At 53.9% G+C, this 21604-nt stretch carries 15 protein-coding genes and 2 pseudogenes; 1 reads left to right on the forward strand and 16 read right to left on the reverse strand.

Annotated elements, in window-relative coordinates:
* Positions 1–211 precede the first annotated feature (211 nt).
* Positions 212–1237 (reverse strand): succinylglutamate desuccinylase, encoded by a 1026-nt coding sequence (gene astE, locus ACPDZI_RS14205; protein ID WP_146061371.1) that lies wholly within the window; start codon positions 1235–1237, stop codon positions 212–214.
* A 274-nt stretch (positions 1238–1511) separates the two neighbouring features.
* A complete protein-coding gene (locus ACPDZI_RS14210) occupies positions 1512–1721 on the reverse strand; it encodes a DUF1127 domain-containing protein (RefSeq protein ID WP_011706670.1) in 210 nt (69 codons plus the stop codon).
* Positions 1722–2242: 521 nt separating this feature from the next.
* Between ACPDZI_RS14210 and ACPDZI_RS14215 the strand changes: the two genes are divergently transcribed.
* Positions 2243–3136: a DNA replication terminus site-binding protein gene (locus tag ACPDZI_RS14215; protein WP_268031280.1), complete on the forward strand. Its 894-nt coding sequence runs from the start codon at positions 2243–2245 to the stop codon at positions 3134–3136.
* A gap of 128 nt (positions 3137–3264) precedes the next feature.
* On the opposite strand, the gene ACPDZI_RS14220 is transcribed toward ACPDZI_RS14215, so the two are convergent.
* The 14 genes and pseudogenes from ACPDZI_RS14220 to ACPDZI_RS14285 form a co-directional block, all read right to left on the reverse strand.
* Complete coding sequence (locus ACPDZI_RS14220; protein ID WP_438833341.1) at positions 3265–7113, reverse strand: DEAD/DEAH box helicase; 3849 nt, start codon at positions 7111–7113, stop codon at positions 3265–3267.
* A gap of 214 nt (positions 7114–7327) precedes the next feature.
* Positions 7328–7981: a YceH family protein gene (locus tag ACPDZI_RS14225; RefSeq protein ID WP_202000541.1), complete on the reverse strand. Its 654-nt coding sequence runs from the start codon at positions 7979–7981 to the stop codon at positions 7328–7330.
* 151 nt (positions 7982–8132) lie between these two features.
* A pseudogene (locus ACPDZI_RS14230) lies at positions 8133–9846 on the reverse strand (Wzy polymerase domain-containing protein).
* 109 nt (positions 9847–9955) lie between these two features.
* Positions 9956–11038 carry an LPS O-antigen chain length determinant protein WzzB gene (locus ACPDZI_RS14235; protein WP_429044376.1) on the reverse strand — a complete coding sequence of 361 codons (1083 nt, stop codon included), beginning with the start codon at positions 11036–11038 and terminating at the stop codon, positions 9956–9958.
* A 501-nt stretch (positions 11039–11539) separates the two neighbouring features.
* Positions 11540–12442, reverse strand: a complete 903-nt coding sequence (gene rfbD, locus ACPDZI_RS14240; RefSeq protein WP_438833342.1) for a dTDP-4-dehydrorhamnose reductase — start codon at positions 12440–12442, stop codon at positions 11540–11542.
* A 6-nt stretch (positions 12443–12448) separates the two neighbouring features.
* Positions 12449–13720: a sugar transferase gene (locus ACPDZI_RS14245; RefSeq protein WP_438833343.1), complete on the reverse strand. Its 1272-nt coding sequence runs from the start codon at positions 13718–13720 to the stop codon at positions 12449–12451.
* A 58-nt stretch (positions 13721–13778) separates the two neighbouring features.
* Positions 13779–15206: a phosphomannomutase gene (locus ACPDZI_RS14250; RefSeq protein WP_045527561.1), complete on the reverse strand. Its 1428-nt coding sequence runs from the start codon at positions 15204–15206 to the stop codon at positions 13779–13781.
* Positions 15206–16654, reverse strand: a complete 1449-nt coding sequence (locus ACPDZI_RS14255; RefSeq protein WP_438833344.1) for a mannose-1-phosphate guanylyltransferase/mannose-6-phosphate isomerase — start codon at positions 16652–16654, stop codon at positions 15206–15208. Before ACPDZI_RS14255 ends, ACPDZI_RS14250 begins: the two co-directional genes overlap by 1 nt.
* A 1-nt stretch (position 16655) precedes the next feature.
* Positions 16656–17654 (reverse strand): hypothetical protein, encoded by a 999-nt coding sequence (locus tag ACPDZI_RS14260; protein ID WP_438833345.1) that lies wholly within the window; start codon positions 17652–17654, stop codon positions 16656–16658.
* On the reverse strand, positions 17644–18243 hold the full coding sequence (locus ACPDZI_RS14265; RefSeq protein ID WP_135354540.1) for a DapH/DapD/GlmU-related protein: 600 nt from the start codon (positions 18241–18243) through the stop codon (positions 17644–17646). Before ACPDZI_RS14265 ends, ACPDZI_RS14260 begins: the two co-directional genes overlap by 11 nt.
* Before the next feature lie 3 nt (positions 18244–18246).
* Positions 18247–19329, reverse strand: coding sequence for a glycosyltransferase (locus tag ACPDZI_RS14270; RefSeq protein ID WP_232254328.1), 1083 nt, complete (start codon positions 19327–19329; stop codon positions 18247–18249).
* Entirely contained in the window at positions 19313–20215 is a 903-nt protein-coding gene (locus ACPDZI_RS14275) for an EpsG family protein (RefSeq protein WP_438833346.1), read from the reverse strand. The genes ACPDZI_RS14270 and ACPDZI_RS14275 overlap by 17 nt, the downstream gene beginning before the upstream one ends.
* Positions 20216–20299: 84 nt before the next feature.
* Positions 20300–21181, reverse strand: a complete 882-nt coding sequence (locus tag ACPDZI_RS14280) for a glycosyltransferase family 2 protein (RefSeq protein ID WP_438833347.1) — start codon at positions 21179–21181, stop codon at positions 20300–20302.
* A gap of 38 nt (positions 21182–21219) precedes the next feature.
* Positions 21220–21369, reverse strand: a pseudogene (locus ACPDZI_RS14285) (acyltransferase); the annotation flags it as partial.
* Positions 21370–21604 lie beyond the last annotated feature (235 nt).

A 21604-nucleotide genomic window follows, 5' to 3' on the forward strand; every position in this document is an offset into this window, starting at 1 on the left:
AAAGGGCAATGGGATTTAGCCAGGTAAGACCAGTAGAAACTTCTTTAATTTCAGAAAGAAGCTGGATTTTTCGGCTAAGAGGAAATGAAACAGGGAGCCGCATCGGGCTCCCTGTCAGGCCGGGGGCGGGATCGCTCAAGGCTCCCGAAAAGGGCTGCACGCCCGGCAATGCCGGTGGCAGCCTGCCATTGCCATCAGAGGTGGCGCCGGGTTACTCCCACAGCCGGGTCGGCACCACCAGCAACACGGTACGCTGGCCGATGGCCACGTTGGCGTTGGGGAACACCACCGCCTCCCGCGGTTTCTCTACCGTGTAGCGCAGCTCGCCATCCTCGGCCAGCACGAAACCCTGGGGAAATTCGGTGAAATTGTCCACATCGCTGGCAAACAGGAAACGAAACTGCTCCGAGCGCTTGTTGATCACCCGGTCGATGGCAAAGATGGTGAAGTCATCCGCCCGCCAGGGCTCCAGCACCACCTCGTCCCGGGTCACCAGATCCTGCAGCGCCTGCCGGGTTTCGATGAAACGGGTCATGTCGTTCTCGCCAAACGGGCGCACCTTGCCCAGCTCCACCGTGAAGGCGTGAGCTCCGTGGCGTTGGGAGCTGTAATAGCTGAAGGTGGTGGTGGGGCCGCTGGAGAGCAGAATGGTGCGCACGCCGCAGGCGCCGAGAAACTGCACCTGCTCCTTGCAATGAGGCCGCTCGTGGGGGAAGGGATAGACGGCAAACTTCTCGTGGCGCGAGCCGCGAATGGCGGTGTGCAGGTCGTAGTGGTAGCGCGGTCTGGCCGGGTCGGCAAAGAAGCGGCTCACATACTGCTCGAGGCGCATGGCACGGATCCGCTCCTGGTTGCACAGCCCCTCCCCCTTGCTGTGAGCGCCGGAGAAGAGCCGGTTCATGTTCTCCTCCACTTCGCGCACGCCCAGGTTCATGGCCGCCGGGTTGCCGAACAGGAACAGCACCCGGTGACGGGCCCTGAGCTCGCCACTGAGCAGACGGCTCAGCAGCTGGTTGCAGATCTCGATGGGGGCCGTCTCGTTGCCGTGGATGCCGCAGGAGAGCACGATATCCTTGCGCCCGCCCGGCAGGTCGCCGGCACCGCTGGCAGGCTCCAGGCAGAGCACCCCCGTATCCCACACACTCGCGCGAGCACCATCCGGCAGATCAAACGAGAACGGCTCAAGCTGCCACTCGTGGCGGCGAGTCAGGGCCAAAAAGTCATGCTGGGGAATCATCCATCTCACCCTTATTGTCAGGAACGCTTGGCCGGATTATACGCAAGGCCCTCGGGCTTAAAATCAATTTTTAAACAAATTCAAACAGTAATGTTACAAGTGTGGGAGGGAGAACATCACGGGGGAACAAAAGGGGGCGACGACAGGGCGTGAGAGAGGGAAACGGGTACAACGAAGAGAACGGGCCCAGGCAAACGGGGCTGTAGTCACGCCATGGCGGCGCTGGCTGGCAACAGTGAGTCAGCAGTAAAACGAGGCATCCTTGCCAGGCAGATCAACCACGCCAGAATGGCTTGGTGGTCTCTTGATAACGATCGGCTTCGTTCAGACCGATGTCCTTGAGCAGGTACTCGGGCAGCTCGGAGAGCTGGCGACGGCTGCGGCTGCGTTCCAGCCAGGTCAGTACGGTCATTTTGACGCGAGCAGCCAGATTCAGTTGGCTGGAATGCTGGTAACCGGCTTCGGTATAAGTCATGTTGGCCATGATGTGGCTCCTCTTTACGATGTCTGCGCGGGGTGCGAATTTGTTGCGCAAAGCTTAGTCAGGGGGGGTAGCCGACTCAATTGACGAATTTTGATAGCAGACATTATTAAAACTAATGGTTGATATCGTCATGGGCATGAAACTAACGCATTGATTAATAACAATTTAATCATTTTTCCTTCTGTGCAGGATAGCCTGCAGCATATTCTCCTGCATGGATCCCTTCTAACTATGCAGTTTCCTCTACTGGCTATGCATTCACTGTGGGCACAAGCAAGACGGGCAACCTGACTTTTACATTCAGTTGTTAACAAAGAGATCTTTTATTGATCCTTTATTAACAGTTAGATACAAAGTCGTCACCTTCGAATGGCTCCTATCTTTTGTCCCTCTCCAACCCCCAGGAACGCAGGCACTTGGCACCCATACCGCAGGCTGATATGGTTATTTATACAGTGCTTTCACTGCCCTACGATCAACCCGTTCACCAGGGCTGACAGAGGCAAACACAGGACATGCCGATGGAGACATTTACCCCCACAGCCGCCTTGCGCCAGCAGATGGAGCGGCTTGAACAGGCGCTGGACAGCCTGGCCGCGCAGCTGGAACAGCTTGAGTTGCTGGAGGCCCACGTCTATCCCCTGCCCGCCGTACCGCAAGGGCAGGAGCATGAGCCCATCGAGCAGATCAAGGTGGGCTATCTGGGCGAGAAGGCCGCACTGGCCGCGACCCTCAGCGCCTATCGGGATCACAGCGCCCGCCCCGGTTGCTCCACCAAGGCCACCCACCGCCTGCCGGGCTGGCTGCGCTTTCCTGCCGCCAGTGCCCCACTGCTGCGGCCGCTGATCGACGAGGTCAACGGGTGCAAGCTCACCTTCAAGGCGCTGGTACAGCAGGCAGGCGGGCGGGATGAGAAGTTCGAGCTGGTGCACAGGGCGCTGCCCGGGGTCATTACTCTGCAGGTCTATCGCAAGCTGACTTGGCTTCAGGGAGAGCTGCACTCGCTCGGCTTCACCTGGGCTGACAAGCAGAGCATCAGCCGGCTCAGCCGGGAACAGGTACTGGAGATGCTGGAGCGCAGCCGCCGCTATATCCCGGCGCTATCGAACAACGAGGAGTGGAGCAAGATGGTGGATCAGGAGGTGTACGACATCCGCCGCCTGCCTGCGGACGCAGAGCTCAGGATCCGCCGGCCGGTCAAGACCCACCCGATGATCAACCTGCTCTGGCAGGACCGGGAGCCTCGCAAGCAGCAGCTCAAGGCGAGCCTGCCCCTGCTGCTCTGCTCGGACACCCAGCCCGCCGTGACCCACCTTGGCCACTACCCGCCCAAGCTGCGTCAAGCTCGGCGGGATCGCAAGATTGGCGGCGAGCCCATCATAGAGCGGCTGCATCTCTACCTCTATCAGGGATAACACAGCGGTGCGACCTAGCCCAGGCGTCACGTGCGCCACACGGCACGAGCCAAACAACACATACCAAACAACAAGGGGAGCATCATTGGATGCTCCCCTTGTATGTTGCCCGAGCCAGCTGATCGCGGTCAGCTCATCAGCAGGGCCCGCAGGCTCTCCACATCCAGCCCACGCACTTCCGACTGGCCGCTCAGCAGGCCGTCGGCCAGCGCCCGCTTCTCATCGTGCAGGGCGACGATCTTCTCCTCCACCGTCTGCTCGCACACCAGCCGATAAACGGTCACCGGCTGGGTCTGCCCCATGCGGTGGGCCCGATCGCTCGCCTGATCTTCCACCGCCGGGTTCCACCAGGGATCCAGGTGCAAGACGGTATCGGCCTGGGTCAGGTTGAGGCCAGTGCCCCCCGCCTTGAGACTGATCAGAAACAGCGGCACCGCCTCGTGGCGAAAACGCAGGATGGACTCCTGCCGCGCCTTGGCGGAACAGCCCCCGTCCAGATAGCAGTAGTCCCACTGCTGCTGCTCGATGCGGGCCCGCAACAGGCTCAGCAGATCGACGAACTGACTAAACACCAGCACCCGATGACCATTGCCGATGGCCTCCTCCAGCAGCGCCATCGCCTCGTCCAGCTTGCTGCTGGCCTGGGACCACTCGGGCATCACCAGCTGGGGCGAGCAGCAGAGCCGGCGCAGCCGGGTCAGCCCGCTCAGCACGTGCATCAAGGCGCGGCCATCGGCACTCTGCACCTGCTGCACCACTTCGCGCCGGGTCGCCTCGTAGAGCTGACGCTCCTCGGGAGAGAGGCTGATGTGGTGAATGATCTCGGTCTTGTCCGGCAGCTCGGTCAACACCTCCTGCTTGAGACGGCGCAGGATGAAGGGGCTGATCACCGCCCGCAGCAGCGCCATATGCTGGGGATCTTTCACCGCCTTGCCGAAGCGGCGCTTGAACTCGCCCAGGCTACCGAGCAGGCCGGGGTTGATGAAGGTGAACAGGCTCCACAGCTCCCCCAGGTGGTTCTCGATAGGCGTGCCGGAGAGAGCGAGCCGAAAATCGCCGTCCAGCTGGAACAGCAGCTTGGCCCGTTGGGTACCGGCATTTTTGATCTGCTGCGCCTCATCCAGCACCATGGAGGACCAGCGGCGGGCCTTGAGCGCCTCCGCCAGACTGCCGAGCATGCCGTAGTTGAGCAGGATGATCTGGCCCGCCTTGGCTTCGCGGATCATCCCTTCCCGCTCGGACGGGTTGTCAAACACCACCACCTCCAGCTCGGGAGCGAAGCGCGCGACCTCCTCCTGCCAGTTGGTGACCACTGACTTGGGTACCACCACCAGGGCCGGGCCCAGATGCTGGCGCATGCGCAGCACGATTAGCGCCTGCAGCGTCTTGCCAAGGCCCATGTCATCGGCCAGACAGGCGCCAAAGCCGTGGTGGGCCAGGGTCGCCAGCCAGCGTACCCCCTCCTTCTGATAATCCCGCAGCGGCCCCATCAGCTCGGCCGGACACTCCACCTCTTGCTGCCACTCCTGTTGCAGGGAGTGCCAGGCGGCATCCCCCTCGGTGGTGATGACGGAGAGCAGGCGGGTCAGCGGGTAGGCCAGCTTGTGATTGATGCGCTGCTCTTCGTCGAGCATGGCGCCCAGCATGGTGAGCCGCTCCACCAGCTTGTCGCTCAACATCAGGCTGGTCTTCTCATCCAGCTGAACTGTGCGTTGACCCGGGGTCAGCTGGCGCAGGATGAGGCGCAGGTCGAGGATCTGGTGCTCATCAAGCGAGAGCGCCCCCTCCACCTGGAACCAATCCTGGCGCCGCTCGATCCGCAGGCTCAGGGCGGCTTCATCGAGGCTCTTCAACCGCGCGCTGTCCTGATGCCAGTGAATGACCACGCCGGCATCCACCAGCTCCGGCAGGGCATTGACCAGCGCGAGTGCCTGCTCTCCTTCGAGGCGCCACTCGCTGCCGGGCAACTCGATGGGCAACTGGTTGCGCAGCCGCTGGGCCTCGCCCTTCTCGGCCGCCAAGTCCCGCAGCCAGTAGTGATAATCCTTGATCCCCTGGCGCACGATGGCTTCGCCCTTGCCAAGGGGCTGCGGCGGCAAGTCGTCGAACCGGGTCACCAGCCGGACCGCCAGCTGGCCATCCTGCCAGTCGAGCTGAACCGAGGCCACGCCGGGCCAGGGAGCCAGCTCGGCATTGCCGTGCAGGCCCGCCACCTGGCTGTGCCAGGGCAGCCCCGCAATGGCGTCCAGGGTATGCTGCAGTTCCGCCAGCCCCTCGGCCGGCAGCAGCGGAATGGCCTCCAGCGCAGGCAGCCGGTCGAGCAGCGGCTGCGGGGTGAGGATGAGTTGCCACAGATCCTGCGCCAGCGGCAGTATGTGAGCCCCTCGCGCCGCGGCAGCCGGGCTCAGTACGGCACTCATGCCCTGCTCGGTGGCCACTATCTGCAGCAAGGGAGCCGTGATGGCCAGCTGCAGCTTCTGTCCTCTGGCATTGAACAGGCGGGAATGGTTGGCAAGCGGTGCCCACACCTCGCGCGGCAATCGCCCAAGCGTGCGCGGCAGCGTGCGGACCAGCGCCCAGTCCTCCTCGTCGAGCAGGTTGGCGTACTGGGTGGAGAGCAGGGTGGGATCGACCCGGCGACCGGCTGTCCACTCCCCCTTGGTGCTCTGTTTCTGGATCTTGCACTCGAGCTCGGGCCCTTCCGCATGCAGCAGCCAGACCAGCCGCTCCTGCGGCTTGCGCACGCCGCTGGCGCGTCCCAGCCCCTGCAGCCAGTTAAGCCAGCTGGCGGAGGCGGGTGTCTTGTCCTCCCCATCCTGCTCATCGGCCTCCTGCTCGCCGCTGGCGGCGCGCAGTTGCTGCAGCGGTGGCTGCTGCGCCCCCTGCCCCAGCAACAGCCGCAGCAGATCCTGACAGAAGGCCATCAACCTGTGGCGGGGGGCAGCCTCCAGCACGTGGGAGAGATCCCATTTGTGCAGGATGGCCACCTGGGGGCTCTGCTCCCCGTGCCGGGCAAGGGCGCAGAGATCGAGCCAGAGGTAGCCCCAGTGCAGCTCTTCCGGCGGTAATTGCAGGGTATCGAACAGCCCGACCGCCTGACCGTGGCGATCACCCGCCCACTGCCCCAGCAGATCCGCCAGCAGCGGAAACTGGTTGGCCAGGCTGCGCTGCCACTTCTTGCGCTGTTCGCTGGCGAGCACGGGATCGGCCTGCTGCAACCAGCCAAGCCAAAGCAAGGCACTGAAGGTCTGTGGCCACTTACCCTGCCCATCCTCTTGCCCTTCCTGCGCCTGCGCCTGCCACTGTCCAAGCGCTGCCAGCAGGCGCTCGGCAAGGGGCTGCTCTCCCCCCTGCTCCGCCAGTTGTTGCAGGGCGGGCCAGTGAGTGTTTGCTTTCCCGCTCAGCTCGCCACAGAGCCACTGCCACTCGGCAGCAAAGCCGTCGCTCAGCTTGGCCAGCTCGGCGGCACACTCTCCGGCCGCCTGGGCCAGCGGCCACTGCCCATGGGGCTCGGCATCCAATAGCGTTTGCAGGGCGAAGTGCTGCAGCATCAGCCGCTGCCACTGGGGGCTCGAGCCTGCCAGCAAGCGGTGGGCATCGGGCAGATCGAGCAGGCTCAGCAGATCGGCCGCCAGATAGTAAGCGGGCACTTGCCCGGCCTCCCCCAGACAGAGCTCACGCACCAGCGCCTGTGCCATCTCCTGGCCGGTGACCGACGGCACCCGTGCCCAGTTGGGCATGGGACAATCACCGCGACGCACCGCCAGGATCAACGCCAGGGTTCCCTCTGCCGTCAGACTCCACTGTTGTTCCCCACGCAGCCGTACCAACCCCAGCAGTTGCAACTGACTCAACTTGTCGAGCAGGTCCTGCCCAAACGGCAGCTGTTCTTGCAAATAGCGGGTACTGGCGGTGCGCTGCAACTGCAGCTCACCGAGCAGGGCATAACAATCTGAAGAGAGAGTGGACGCAGACATCGAGACTCACGGGCAGGTGCAAAAGCGGAATTTTAACGGGAAAGCGACGGCGGCTCGACCCTTAACGACGAAATAACGCAAAAAAGCTGCGGCATCCCCGTCAGGGGCGGGCTTGGGGCAAGGTGAGGCTATGGGGTTCACCGGATGGAGATGACAGAAAAGGCGCACAAAAAAAGGCGCCTCGGCGCCTCTTGATGGACATATTGCCAGCACATCAGCCTTCCAGCTGCGCCAGGCGCTCGGCCAGCAGCTGCAGCTGCGCCTTGAGGTTCTCGACCTCTTCCTCCAGCGCCGTCAGTCGATCCGCTGCGGGCGAGGCATAACTGCTGGCGGGGGCCGCCTCGGCCAGCGCCTGCAGATCCACCTCGCCACTGAACAGGTGGGCATACCGGGACTCGCGCTTGCCCGGCTCGCGCGGCAGCTTGACCACGTAGGGCCCCTGCTCGGCGAGCTTGGCCAACACGGCATCGACCTGGGTCACGTCATCGAAGCTGCACAGGCGGTTGGTGCGCGAGCGCAGTTCCCCCGGCGTCTGCGGGCCACGCAGCAAGAGTTCGCAGATAATGCCGAGCTCCTGGGCGGTGAATTTCAGCTCGCCGAACTCGGTGTTGCAGAAGCGGTGCTGGTAACGGGGAACCCGGGCATTGAAGCCGGCGGTATTGACCACCAGCCGCTTGCGGATCAGCTCATCCACCACGGCCCGGATGTCGAGCTCTGACAGCTCCAGCACCGGTTCGCGGTTGCTCTTCTGGTTGCAGGCATTGACCAGCGCATTGAGAGAGAGGGGGTATTGATCCGGGGTGCAGATCTCTTTTTCGATCAGACAGCCGATCACGCGGGCCTCCAACGGGCCAAGCACTAACTCCATTTCATACTCCCTACTGAACAAGACGTTGAGGCCACTATCTTAGCCATGGCGCCTCTGCCGTCCAGCGGCGGCCGCCATTTTTGCGAGGCGATGGGGCAGTTGATGAAACATCGCGCAGCCTGCCGGCCCCACATGGCCTCGACAGCCGCTATCAGGCCGAGGGTTTGCGTTCCAGCGCCGTGGCTACGGATGTGACGGCCGAGCCGGTCAGCAAGGGATCTCCCGGGTAGAGCGCCAGTGCCTCGCGGCGCAGTGCCCGGGCCTCCTCTTTTCGTCCCAGCGCATCCAGCGCGATCACCATGTTGGCGTAGATGTTGGCTCTCGGCGTGTGGCGCACAAACGCCTGACCCCAGTCGAGATACGCCTCCAGCTCTGCGTGATTGTTGGCCTGCAAGCCGACCATCAACCGCACCGAGTTGACGTCAAACTCGACCCGGGTCAACCAGGCCATGGGATTGATGACGTCGAGCAGCAAGGTCGGTTCCTTGTAGCCGCCGCGCTCGTACTTGGTCACCACCCAGGCGGTATGAATGGCGGTCAGCATGAAGGGTACCACCAAAAGGGGAATGATGATGGCCACGAAGCGCAGCAACAACCAGGGACGATAGACATACTCGCGCCAGCTGGCATGGCCCGAGGCTTGCTGCCCCTCCTCCACTTCCGCATCCAGCACATACACCAGCAGCAGCAGGGCCCACCACAGGGCGATGGCGTGATAAAGCGGATACTCGGTCTGGGTGTGCAGCAGGATGGGGGTCACCAGCGCCAGCAGCGCCCCCCTTGACCCAACCGGCCTTGCTCACGCGCCACAACAGAGCGCCGCCCATCAGCACCATGCCGATCATGGGAGCCAGCCCCCCTTCCACCGCCCAGTAGAGGAACTCGTTGTGGGGGTGATCGAGGTTGTATTCAATCTGTACCATGGCCGGGTTCAGCGCCTTGTCGGCCATGTAGTGGTGCAAAAAGGTGGTTTCAAAGCTGCCATAACCCCAGCCAACCCAGGGAGACTGGGCAATCAGCTTGGCGGCATAGGGCCAATAGATGGAACGCATGCCGCCGGACTGATAAGCCTCCAGCCCACGTTTGACACCACTGATCCCGTACTGGGAGGCGATCCCCAGCCCGACACCGAGTGCAACCAGTCCCAGTACCTGCGCCAGCCGACGCTGACGATGCAATGCGGGCACGAGCAGGATCAACGCCAGCAGGCCCCCCAACTGCCCCACTCGGGATTGCAGCGCCACCAGCAGCAGGCTGGCCGCCAGGATCACCCCATAGCGCAGCCCCTTCAGCCAGGGGTTGGCATTACCGCGCAGCTCCAGCCAGCCGGCCAGGGCAAGCCCGGTCGCCATGAAGGTCGCCATCACATTGGGTTGTTGAAAGATACCGTAGGGGCGGTTGGCGTGGGTGTCGTACCCCAGCCAATTACCCGGGATCAGCAGGTAGTACTGCACCAGGCCGAGCAGCGCCTCGATGGCCACCGCCCCCAGCAGCAGATAGAGCAGCCGATCACGAGATGCCCGCACCAGCTGCCACTGGTAGAGACAGAACAGAAACAGCAGACCGGCAAACAGCCCCAGCAAACGGGGAATGGCATAGTCTTTCAGGTCAAAGCCGGGATAGGCCATAGGCAGCAGCAGCAGCAGCGCCCCCAACCAAAGCCAGCCCTGTAAAGCGGAGAATACCAGCCGCTGCTGCAGCGTCACCTGCCACAGCCCCAGACCGATGACCAGGCTGGCGAAGATCCAGCCCCAGGCATTGAACGGCAGATAGAGCCCGGCCCCACCGGGGTTGTGCATGAAAAAATGCATGCCCAGCAGCCAGTACAGAGCGCAGACGGCAGCAAAGAGACCCTTATTGCTCATCTTCCTTGACCCCCTTTATGTTGTAAAGCCGAGCTCATAGATCAGCGGCGCGACGAAAATACCGAAAAAAGGGGGGCCATAGCCCCCCGTTCCTTATTTCATTTGGTCATCATACCTGCTCTGACCGGCGAAAAGCATGCCTCACCAGAACCACACCGACCCCCAACATGCCCCCAAGCAGGGTAGCCAGCACGACCACCAGAGGACGCTTGGGCTTGTCGCGGCTAAGGGGCTCGCTTGGGGAGGCGGAGTAGGTAAAAGACTGGAATGATTGCTGCCCAAGCTTGACGGCCTTCAGACTGTTGAGTTGCAGACGTAAACCGCTCAAGACAGGATTCAGAAGTTCGAGATTCTTGATCTCCTTCAATACAATGAGTTTCTCGGCAAGGGCACGGGAACCCCATTCGATATTGAATCCATCACGCACATTGAGGTTCTCGACCGGGGTATCAATACCGGCTGCACGGCTGATGCGCAGACTATATTCTGTACGCTCAACGTCATCCTGCAACTGTGTCAGGGTATCGCTCTTGATGCTGTCATACTGGGACAACAGGATCTTGATCCGGTTTTGCCAGATGGTCTCCAGCGCCTTGCTCTTCGCTGCAATCTCCTGTTGCTGGATGAAAGCAATGTACTGTTCCAGCCGTTGTAGCGCATCAGCGGCCGTAGCAGCCCCAAAAGCAAGGGTGATATTGCCACTCGATGCATCCAACGCGGTCGCACTGATCCCGTCAACCATTTTCCTGAGCAGGGCACGTTTCCCTTTATCGTCAGCTATGCCGGATGCGGCTGCATCCATATCCAGATAGCCCTTTTCTATCAGAAACTGGCGTTTGTTGTTAAAACTGTTGAAATTGCTAACGAAATCGCCATAAAGAGCACCTTTGTCAAAGGGTCCAAACACGGCGGCAGGTATCTGAGCGTTAATCAGTTGATTGACACTGAGTTCAAGCGATTCCACTTCTTGCAGTGAAGGGGGTTTTATCTGGGCTTGGCTGACCCAGACCTGCGGGGCCAACAAGGCATAACCGATCCCAGCCACAGCAAATACTGCGGTGATCAGCAGGATCTGTATCTTCTGACGCCACAACACCAGAAACAATTCATGTAAATCAATCTCATTACTAGAAGTGGCCTGCCAACCCTGCGGCAACTTCCTATCCAAGTCATCTAATTGCTGTTTGTTCATGTTGAGCTCTGAATATGAAAGACTTCCAGTAAAGACACATTACGATCACGGTCCTCCAGATCGCTAGTGTATTTTCTATCAGTTATGAAGTTATAGCCAGTCTTGGATCAAACTGGTTGGAGACATTTTTTTCAAGTGGAAGATATGACAGCCAGTCTGCGCTCCTGTGCGCAGCGCTGCTCACTTTTAGAACAAAGACAATGTAAAATCAGGGGACATTATCGTTATCTTTAGCTTTTATATCAATAAAACAGGTAGTTAGTCATGGTCAGTCAAAAGGCGAGATGCTGTTGATGGTAAACATGCACCTGCGGCAATATCTGGCGCCACCAATAATACGCGACGTAACCTGTCTTGAGTGAAGTAAACATCACCACCAACCTGTCCCAGATAGAATATATAAGAAAATATATGTAAACCTATATTGCAGAGACAATCTTATAAATAAGTGTTATTGCATAGACTTAACACATCAATAAATAGATTAATCTCAATACTTCATCATGTATTATCCATGTCTGACATATTGAGTTCCGTCAGCCACGTATTCATATGCTCTTGCCACGACGGTAACTCAAGGCCAAACACTCTTGAGAAGCGATGGCTATCAAGCCTCGAATTCAAAGGACGAAGAGCCTGTTGCGGCCATTCATCTGAGCAAATTGCACCAATACTCACTTGATCTTTCAACTTGCCTAACCGATAGGCTTCGCTCACCAGAGCCGACGCAAAACCATGCCAGCTTGTCTCACCCCGGCACACCAGATGGTATAGCCCAGCCTTATTAGGTGAATTCAACACTTGCGACAGCGCCAATACAGATGCTCTCGCCAGCCAATCAACCCGGGTCGGAGCCCCCCACTGATCATCAACCACAGCAAGTACCTGTCCCTGCATGGCACGTGCCAAAATGGTACGAGCAAAGTGCCTGCCTTCCCCACCGTACAACCAGCCAGTACGAATAATCAGATGGTGTGAGCACTGGCGTTGTATGGCCAGTTCACCAGCATACTTGCTCATTCCATAGACATTCAGAGGTCTGGGTTGATCAGTTTCAAGCCAAGGTCGAGTCCCTGTCCCGTCAAATACATAATCCGTCGAGAAGTGCACCAGCAACGCCCCCGCATTCCTGGCTTCCCTCGCCATACACAACAAGGCCTGGTGATTTGCCATGTCGGCCAGTTTCTGCTCACTTTCCGCCTCATCGACTGCCGTATAGGCAGCACAATTGATGATGACATCGGGACGGCAAGCACCAATCCAGCTACACAAGACATCCGGAATCGTGATATCGCACTCTTCCTTTCCAAGCGCATTTACTTGCCAATGAGGAAACGTCCGGCGCAGTGCAGAAAAAAGGGCTCGTCCCAACTGGCCACGAGCCCCCAACAACAAGATCCTCATCCGGGATCACCGAGCCCCAAAACCGGTCAGGATAGTCCGAATCGTTTTGAACACGATGAGAACATCCAGCCAGAGGGAGAAATGCTTGATGTAGTAAAAATCATGTTCGATCTTGATACGGGTGTCATCGGCATCGGCTGCATAGCCATGCACGACCTGGGCCCAACCACTGATACCGGGTCGTACGATGTGACGATACATGTAGAAGGGTATTTCCCGTTCAAATTGGTCCACGAAAGTGCGCTGTTCCGGTCTCGGGCCTATCAGGCTCATGTCTCCCTTGAGCACATTGAAGAACTGAGGCAGTTCATCAATGCGTAACTTGCGGATCACCTTGCCCACCCGAGTGACACGCATGTCCCCATCTTGCGCAAATTGAGCACCGTGCTGCTCGGAGTTCTGACACATGCTGCGGAATTTATAAATCCTGAAATCCCGGTTGCCCTTGCCTACTCGGTTTTGCAAAAACATCACCGGCCCCGGACTTTCAAGCTTGATCAACACGGCAGTGACCAGCATCAATGGTGAAAACAGTGGTATGGCAATCACAGCAGCCAGTATGTCAAGGCCCCGTTTGACACAGGCATAGACCGGAGAAGGCAGCAGAGAACCGAGCTGGTTTTCATGCAGATGATCAATCTTCACCCTGCCCGTCAGGGTCTCACTGATCTGCTTGATGTGGTAAACAGGAATGTGGGCCAATGCACATCGGGCCAGGAAACGTTCCCATTCACCTGCCAGGTTGTCATCGCGCAAATCAGCCACGACGGCATCATAACGTATGGCCCCCAGATCAGGTTTGTCCAACAGACGCCACTCAACCCCGGCGTGATGCATGAGCGCCTGGTAGTCACCGAACGGGAGCAATGCATATTTGGGAGTACGGTAACGACGGCCGATGAAGTAGACGACCCAGCAGCAGAGCAGTGCAACTACATAAGATTCGAAAAGAACCTGTCTGCTATAAGGCAGACGCAGGAAGAAAAGAACTCCTACGAGCGCCCCATAAAGAGTTGTCACCGTCGGGATCATATAGGCAACAGGGCTTGCTCCGGGATAACGCAGGAACCGATAAAGTACGATTCCGGTCAACAGGAAGGCGATGAAAGCCCCACCCAAGGTATTGACCCTGACGCCATCGAGATACTCCCAAAATCCCCACCCCCAACGCTCAAGGGCGGGCAAACACACAGCAAGCAAGGCTCCCAAGAAAAACAGAGAAGGAGGACTGAACAATACACGCTCATACCAGCGTGAGTGACGGCGTTGATAACTCAATGTATTACCCCATGAGCTTAAAGTTTGTGCACATTGCTTTCCAAAAGCGATTTTAAATCTATTTTTGCAAATAACCAAGACACTGATTCACAATAGACTTCGCTCCTTCCACACTATCAGACTCAGCATAACAGCGAAGCTCTGGTGCATTGCCTGAAGGTCGAAGATGCAATACATCTCCTCCGACAAATAAAATTCTCAAGCCATCGGTTTGATCAACCGACATTATTTCAAACTCATCAAAATGCAATTTCAGCATGAGCCTGGCAATATCAGTTTGCCCCAGCTCTATTATTTCTCTGCTTTTCTCTCTGGGAAAATCTTTGAGCCGGTCAGAGCAGGTAAATCTGTTGGGCAGCGCCTCAACCAATGCTGATATTCTAGAAGTCCGTGAACTGACAAACAATATCAAGGCTGGCAATACTGCATCCCGCGTTGGCAAAGGAGCTAAAGTTTGCCCATTGAACGTCACCTGACTACCAAGCAGGAATCCACCATTGGCTTCAAAACCAGCCACGGATCCATATTGAGCATTCAATATCGGAAACACTTCCAGAACATAGGGTGAACCAATTTTGGTATGGGTCACATTGGCAAATTTTCCGGATTCACTGACGGCAGTATTGCAACTGACAGGAATAGCCACTGCTTCAATACCCAGATTGGCGGCACAGAGCAGGCCCAATATGTCACCTCTCAACCAGTTGCCTGACTCGTCAGCCACCAAGGGCCTGTCACCATCACCATCTGTCGAGAAAATCGCATCGAGATTATATTCATGGGACCATTGTCTGGCCTTCTCTTGATCAGCTTCGGAAACGGCTTCTGTATCGATGGGAACAAAAGTCTCGGTTCGCTCAAGAGAAATGACCTCGGCCCCCAATGCTGCAAAGAGCACAGCATAGAGGTCACGTCCCGCACTCGAGTGCTCATAGATACCAAGGCGCATACCAGTGAGTGGTGCATGCTGGAACAGCGATGTATAGCGCGCGATGTAGGCTTCGGCTGCATCATTTTTTGCACCCAGGCTCACCAGATTGTCTGCAACGCAAAAGGTTTCTTCTGCCGAGATAATGGCCAGTTCGTCGCCCTTGGTTATCTCGCCATCGGGACGATAAAATTTAAGCCCGTTGCGATCAAATGGAATATGGCTGCCGGTCACCATGATACAGGGGATACCGTCATTCATGGCTTTGTAAGCCAATGCCGGTGTCGGGACAACGCCGTAATAGACAGGCTCCAATCCCATTGCCTCAAGGGCCGTCGCACAGGCCATTGCCATATCATAACTGCTTGGTCTGTTATCGATGGCGAGCGCGACCTGATTGAAGCGATAAGAAGTCCTCATCACAGCAACGAAGGCACAGGTAAATGCAAAACACACGGGTACTGTAAAATCGGTCACAAGACCTCGTGCACCACTGGTACCAAATTCAATACCACTGTGCTTGATCACATCACGGCTCAAAAGATAGTCTTGCTTCATCATTTTTCTCCCCCATCAACTCGGCCATATTTATCACTAAAGCGAATGATATCATCCTCATCGAGATATTTTCCGGAGCGGATCTCGATCAACTCCAGGTCAACCTTGCCCGGGTTTTCAAGGGAGTGTATTGCACCTATTGGAATAAATGTGGATTCGTTTTCGGTGATCAGAAACTCACGTTCAGCATTGGTCACCTTCGCAGTACCTGAAACCACGATCCAGTGCTCTGCTCTGTGGTGATGCATTTGTGTTGATAGACGCTCGCCGGGCCTTATCAATATTTTTTTGACCTGATAGCCATTGCCGTCATCAATTGAGTCGTACTGCCCCCATGGTCTATATACCTCGCGATGAGTGCTATATTCCTTGCGGTCACAGCGTTTCAATTCTTCGACTATCGACTTGACGTCCTGCACCTTGTCCTTGCTTGAAACGAGGATGGCATCCTTTGTTTGAATGATGACCAGATTATCCACGCCAATAGTGGAGACGAGGATGGACTCAGCAGAAACATAGTTATTATGGCTTTCGGTCAAGATAACATCGCCACGGCTAACATTACCGCATGCATCTTTATCCGATATTTCCCACAAGGATGACCATGAACCTACATCATTCCAGCCAGCATCCATTGGGATGACAACCGCATCCGAGGTTTTCTCCATAATGGCATAATCAATAGAGTCACTGGGACATTGCTTGAATTCATCGTTATTGATCCGGATAAAATCAAGATCACTTCTGACATCATTCATCGAGGCCATGCATGCATCGTATATATCAGGACGCGACTGTTTCAACTCGGCAAGATAACGGCGAGCACTGAACATAAACATGCCACTGTTCCAGTAATACTCTCCACTCACCAGATAGCTCTTGGCAACATCCAGATTGGGCTTTTCGACGAATTGATTGACACAATATGCCTTTGCTTCATCCCGAGAAGCATCCAGTTCACTACCGCGATGAATGTAACCATAACCCGTCTCCGGTGCGTTCGGAACAATTCCGAACGTGACCAGCTTGCCCGACGTGGCAAACGGAACGGCACTATTGATTGCATTGGTAAATGCCTGTTGATCCTTGATCAAGTGATCTGCAGCCAACACCAGCAATATCGGGTCATGCGCATCATCAACATTTCTCAGGCTTTGTATTGCAGCCAACGCGATTGCCGGAGCAGTATTTCGTCCTGCCGGTTCCAGAATGATGTTATTGGCAAGGATATCGAGCTGACGAAGTTGCTCAGCCACGATAAAGCGATGCTTTTCATTACACAGGATCAGGGGAGCAGTACATTCAATATCAGCAAGCCTGTTTACTGTCTCTTGCAGCATTGAATTATTGCCATACAAATTAAGGAACTGTTTTGGGAAATGCTCACGAGACATGGGCCAAAGCCTGGAGCCAGAGCCCCCAGCCATGATTACGGGAATAACAGCCATATTAATTTTCACTTCTTGCCAACAAGTTATCAAGCCATGTAGATATGGACAACGCATCTACACTCAGCGCGGAATTCGACATCGCATCCAGGTACCGAGCACACTGTGAATCAGACCATCGTTTTCCTGTATTCCTGTCAATGACAACAATCTCTCTCATGTCTGCATGACAGAGTACTGCCGCATTCGTCGTTACTAATTGATGACCATCGCCCAAGGTTTCCCAAGTACGCATAGTGAGGCCGGTTTGATTGGCATTATGTATGTCGATGACATACTCACTGTGCTCAGCCACATCAGTAATTGCTGCCCTTGTCAGTGACTTGAATGTGAGCCACTCCTTGGGTGCAGTGCGCAAGGCAGGATCGAAAAGATAGTAAAATGCAAATTGTAATTTGCTCTGGAAAAATATTTTTACATATACACTGACATCATGTTCGTGGGAGAAGATGCGTTGCAAGACGCTTACACGATCACCATGATAACTACCGATGAAACTATATTTATATTTCTTGGCAACAGTATGACTGTGGGATTTTTTATCCGAATAGAACAATGGCAAATAGCCATAGCCATACTTTTTGCAATCGGCGATATCAAATGTATATGCCGCATCGGCTTTGACTGCCAATAAAGGAAACGTCTTTATATTTGAAATGGAATCCCAGCTGTAACAGATCACTCTTGTTTTTGGATTGAGTTTTTTAATTTTCTCGATCAGACAAGGAGAGACACAAGTTCCCTTGACAATAATAACTTCAGCGATGCCAGAAAGCTTGTCAGAAATAGAGTTGAAAATTTCATTACTATATTTTTTGGCAGCAAAATGGGCATATCCAAGAATATTGAATTTTATCAATGCCTTTGCTAAAGAGGTGCATTTCGGCCGGTCAGAAAAAGAGAGCACCGATGTGTAACGGTGTTCAAGCTCTGCCGTAAGCAAATTTTTATAATCAAAAAAATCCGGGCATATCAAAACGGCACCAGCATTACTTCGCATCAACAGCCACCCATTGCCCACGTTGGAAATCAAACTGCTTAATCACTCTTGCCGGATTACCTACCGCAATGGAATTTGCCGGTATGTCTCTGGACACAACTGAATTTGCACCGATGATGGAAGACTTGCCAATTGTGACGCCAGGCAACACGACTACACCCTCGCCAAGCCACACATTTGACTCAATCACAACCGGTTTGGTATGCAGCGTCCGCTCCCTGCTGATGGAATCAGGATGAGAGTGTTCTTGCCCGCTGTAGTTACCATGATTGAGGTCTGTGATAAACACCCGGCTAGCGATCAACACATCATCACCGATCACAATACTGTCGGCAGCAGCAATATGAACCGCATCATTGAGCTGGCAATTCAACCCTATGTCCAGGTTGATACCATCTGAGCCATGAGCCTCCAGCCGGCAATATCTTCCGGTGGTAAATCCTCTCCCCAAGCGGATCCTTGATGCTCCCCTGATCTCAAAAGGCCGCCGGATCAGACGAGCATTTCGAAAACACACTCTGGTGATGATGTATTCTACCATCAATCGAATACATCCCCAGAGACCATAGTGCTGGATATATTTTTTCATGATCTAGACAATCCCGTCTTTTATTATATTTTCTACACAATACTTGTTGATACCGGCCTGATTATAGTGCGCAATAACCTCTTCCCGAGAGCCGGTCAGTTTTCCGGCCACTCTCTCTTGCAGCAGCACATACAGGGACTGTTCATTGAGAATATATCCATTACAGCCATGTTTTATTTTTTTGTTAAAAAATGGAAGATCCGTCACCAGCACAGGAACACCAAATGCATTTGCGATGTCTATTTGTGATGTCGCCGTAACGGAACTATACATCGAATACATATAGTCAGATACATGCAACTGAGCCACGACCTCTTCAGCATCAACAAATTTATTAATCCAGGTGACATTTCGCCCCTGTGTAGCCCGTAGATAAAGACCCTCAGAATATTTCTCCAGCGCCCCTCTCCCCATGATGGTCAAGTGAATATCATCATCGTTGAATTTATCGAGAACCCGCCCTAAAATGTCCAACCCCTTGTAGGATGTGATGGCACCAAAGAAAAGGATCTCCAACTTGGCATGAGTGCGCTCACCTTTAGTGTCGGTTTTGTTAACCAGGCACGCAAAATCTCCCGACATGGGTAAACAGGTTTTGGTTATTTTCTTCTTTGGGTAGCAAGCGACCGCTATCGATTCCAGCTCATCAGAAGCGACTATCATTCTGGCAGTTCTCAATGCCATGACGCGATCTGACAGAAAGTAATTCATGCCCCGTAACAAACCAGCTCTCTCGACATGCTTTATGAGTTCATGACCCCAAGCGACGACTTCAATCCTCCTATTCAGCAACATGGTCAGATAGGCAGAGAAAATACCTTGTGAGAAGATAACCACACGATCATATTTTTCATTGATCACTCTCGCCAACGCTAATACTGAACGAGCGGTCTTGATGGGACTCCGCAAGTTGTAATAAAAAAGATGTTCTGTATATTCAGTTTCTGCTGCTGGATTAGACGATGGAAATGCAAAAGAAACATCGTATTCTTCAAGCGCATGGGCCAGCCCGGTAAACGAAAACCACATGGCAGAGTCGCGACCCGACATGGAAACAAATATGACTTTTTTATTTTGTGTAACCATGCTGATAGGTGCCCTCCTGAATGGCATGCTGGTCGGCTTGCAACAGCAAATATGTCTTTCCTATAGTCATGAAGAAAGAAATACAAACGAATAAACAGAGTGTTGTCATCTTCTTGTTTCCTTTTGCCATGGCAATTGATGGCAACAGGATCAACAAAGCAATCGGATACAGTCTGATCAAAACAGGGATAAATGTCATGAAGCAAAGAGCCGCATAGAGCAGGGTCGGGAGCAAGCCACCTTGAGTTTTGAAGAACACGAACGGCAAGATCATGAGCACTATCAACTGCAGCGTCGCTACGTCCAGACGGATATTCAACGCGCCCAAGGCCTGATAATCATTGACTTTGCTTATGATCGCCGGCAAGGCAAGCATCAATATCATCAATCCCGCCATACCTAACAAAACCAGTACTTTGGCCTTTATCTTGTTCAAATAAATCAAGGTCATCACGATTGCAGAGAGGTGTGACATGACAGCCAGTATCATGAACGCATAAGAGGTTTTGTCTCTGTTCTTGAGATAAAGACAGACGGCTACCAGACCAAAGTGCAAAGATAAAGATTGGCGCAACAAATTCAATTCAAACGTGATGAACGAAATCGGAATGTACAGTCCCATCAGAAATATGAATTTGGTTTTGTCCAGTTTGAGACACGCATACGCAAACAAAATAAAACCAATCAGTCTCAAAGCGACTAAAAACTCTATATAGTCGAGCCCCAACAGCTTGGCAGTAGCCAACAGCAAACCAAAGACTGGCTCAAAGGGAATGGAGAATGGTGGCTCATAATAGGCCCACTGATATACATGATGATCCGGTCCGGCATCTATATGGAAAAAGATGAAGAACAGGAGAATATATAAAAATGCTCCTTTCAACATTCCTTCATCTTTTTCAGAGCAGATAGAGAGAAGTATCAGAGGAATATAAAGTAGCAGAACCAGATATAGTGTCATACATGCATACTACATTTTGAAGCCGTCAACCAGCCCCTTGATGAATCCCAGTCTTACTGCGCCAGCAGAAAGCAATATACGTCCCAACCGAGTGATGGCGGTATAGGAAATACTTATTTCTCTTTTTGGGAAAGGCAGATTCTTTTTAGCAAAATAAATTCTGTTTCGGGTCAGATGATACGCTCCAAAGAAACTCAAATCCCCCCCTGTTGATACGCTGACTTTATGTGATATCACTACATCCTGCTCGAGCTTTACTTTATAACCTGCAATATAAGCACGATACAGGAAGTCGGTATCATCATAATAAGCAAAATAGCGCTCATCCATCATGCCGACTTGCTTGAACACATCACTGTTTACGATCAGAAAGCAGGTGGGTGCATAAGCATGATATTCACCAAATTTTGCTACTGCCGCTTTATCCATCCCTGCGTAATCATGAGGAGCCAACGCCCGATACTCATCGAAATGTCCGCCGGCATACCAAAGCTTGCCTTCCGGATAATTCAATATCAGCGGGCTGACGAGGCTTTCCCCATTGATGGCCACCTGCATCAACTTTTCAAAGACATCTGGCGCCTCAAAAAGAAGATCATTGTTGATGATCAAAACATATTCGCAACCATCCACCAAAGCGGCTTTAATTCCCTGATTATTACCGGCCGCCACGCCGACATTGTTGCCCTGATTGTCGATGAAAGTAGTTTCAATACCGTACTGAGAGGCCAACTCTCGCGCCAGACGAAGTGACTCGGGTTTAGAGCTGTTATCTATTACATAGAGGATAAAATTTTTATAATTTTGACATACAATGCTTTTAAAAAAATCGGGTAAAACTTCAGGTGTATTATAAAGGACAGTAACAAGACCTAACTTTGGTGAATACACTATATTTTCTCCCATACATTCTTATCAAAATTATATTTCTTAATTGTTCTTGCAGGGTTTCCAGCGACTACACTGTAATCATCTACATTTTTAGTGACAACAGATCTAGCTCCTACAATGCAGTTACGGCCTATTGTCACGCCAGGATTTATATGTGAACCGAAGCCAATAAAACTTCCATCACCTATCAGAACTGGCATACATGTATCTTCTATTCGATCACCTATTTTATTGGCTGCGAACACATCATTATATGGATGGACAACGTCTACAATAGAACATCCGCCAGTAATAGATACATTATCACCTATTGATATATTGCATCGAGCAACAATATGAACATATTGCTCTATATTAACATTGTTCCCAATTTTTATTACAATCTCATTCTGTGGGTCAACAACCTCTAACCTAACTCCATTT

This window comes from Aeromonas oralensis (genome assembly GCF_049665575.1).
GTDB classification, from domain to species: domain Bacteria; phylum Pseudomonadota; class Gammaproteobacteria; order Enterobacterales; family Aeromonadaceae; genus Aeromonas; species Aeromonas hydrophila.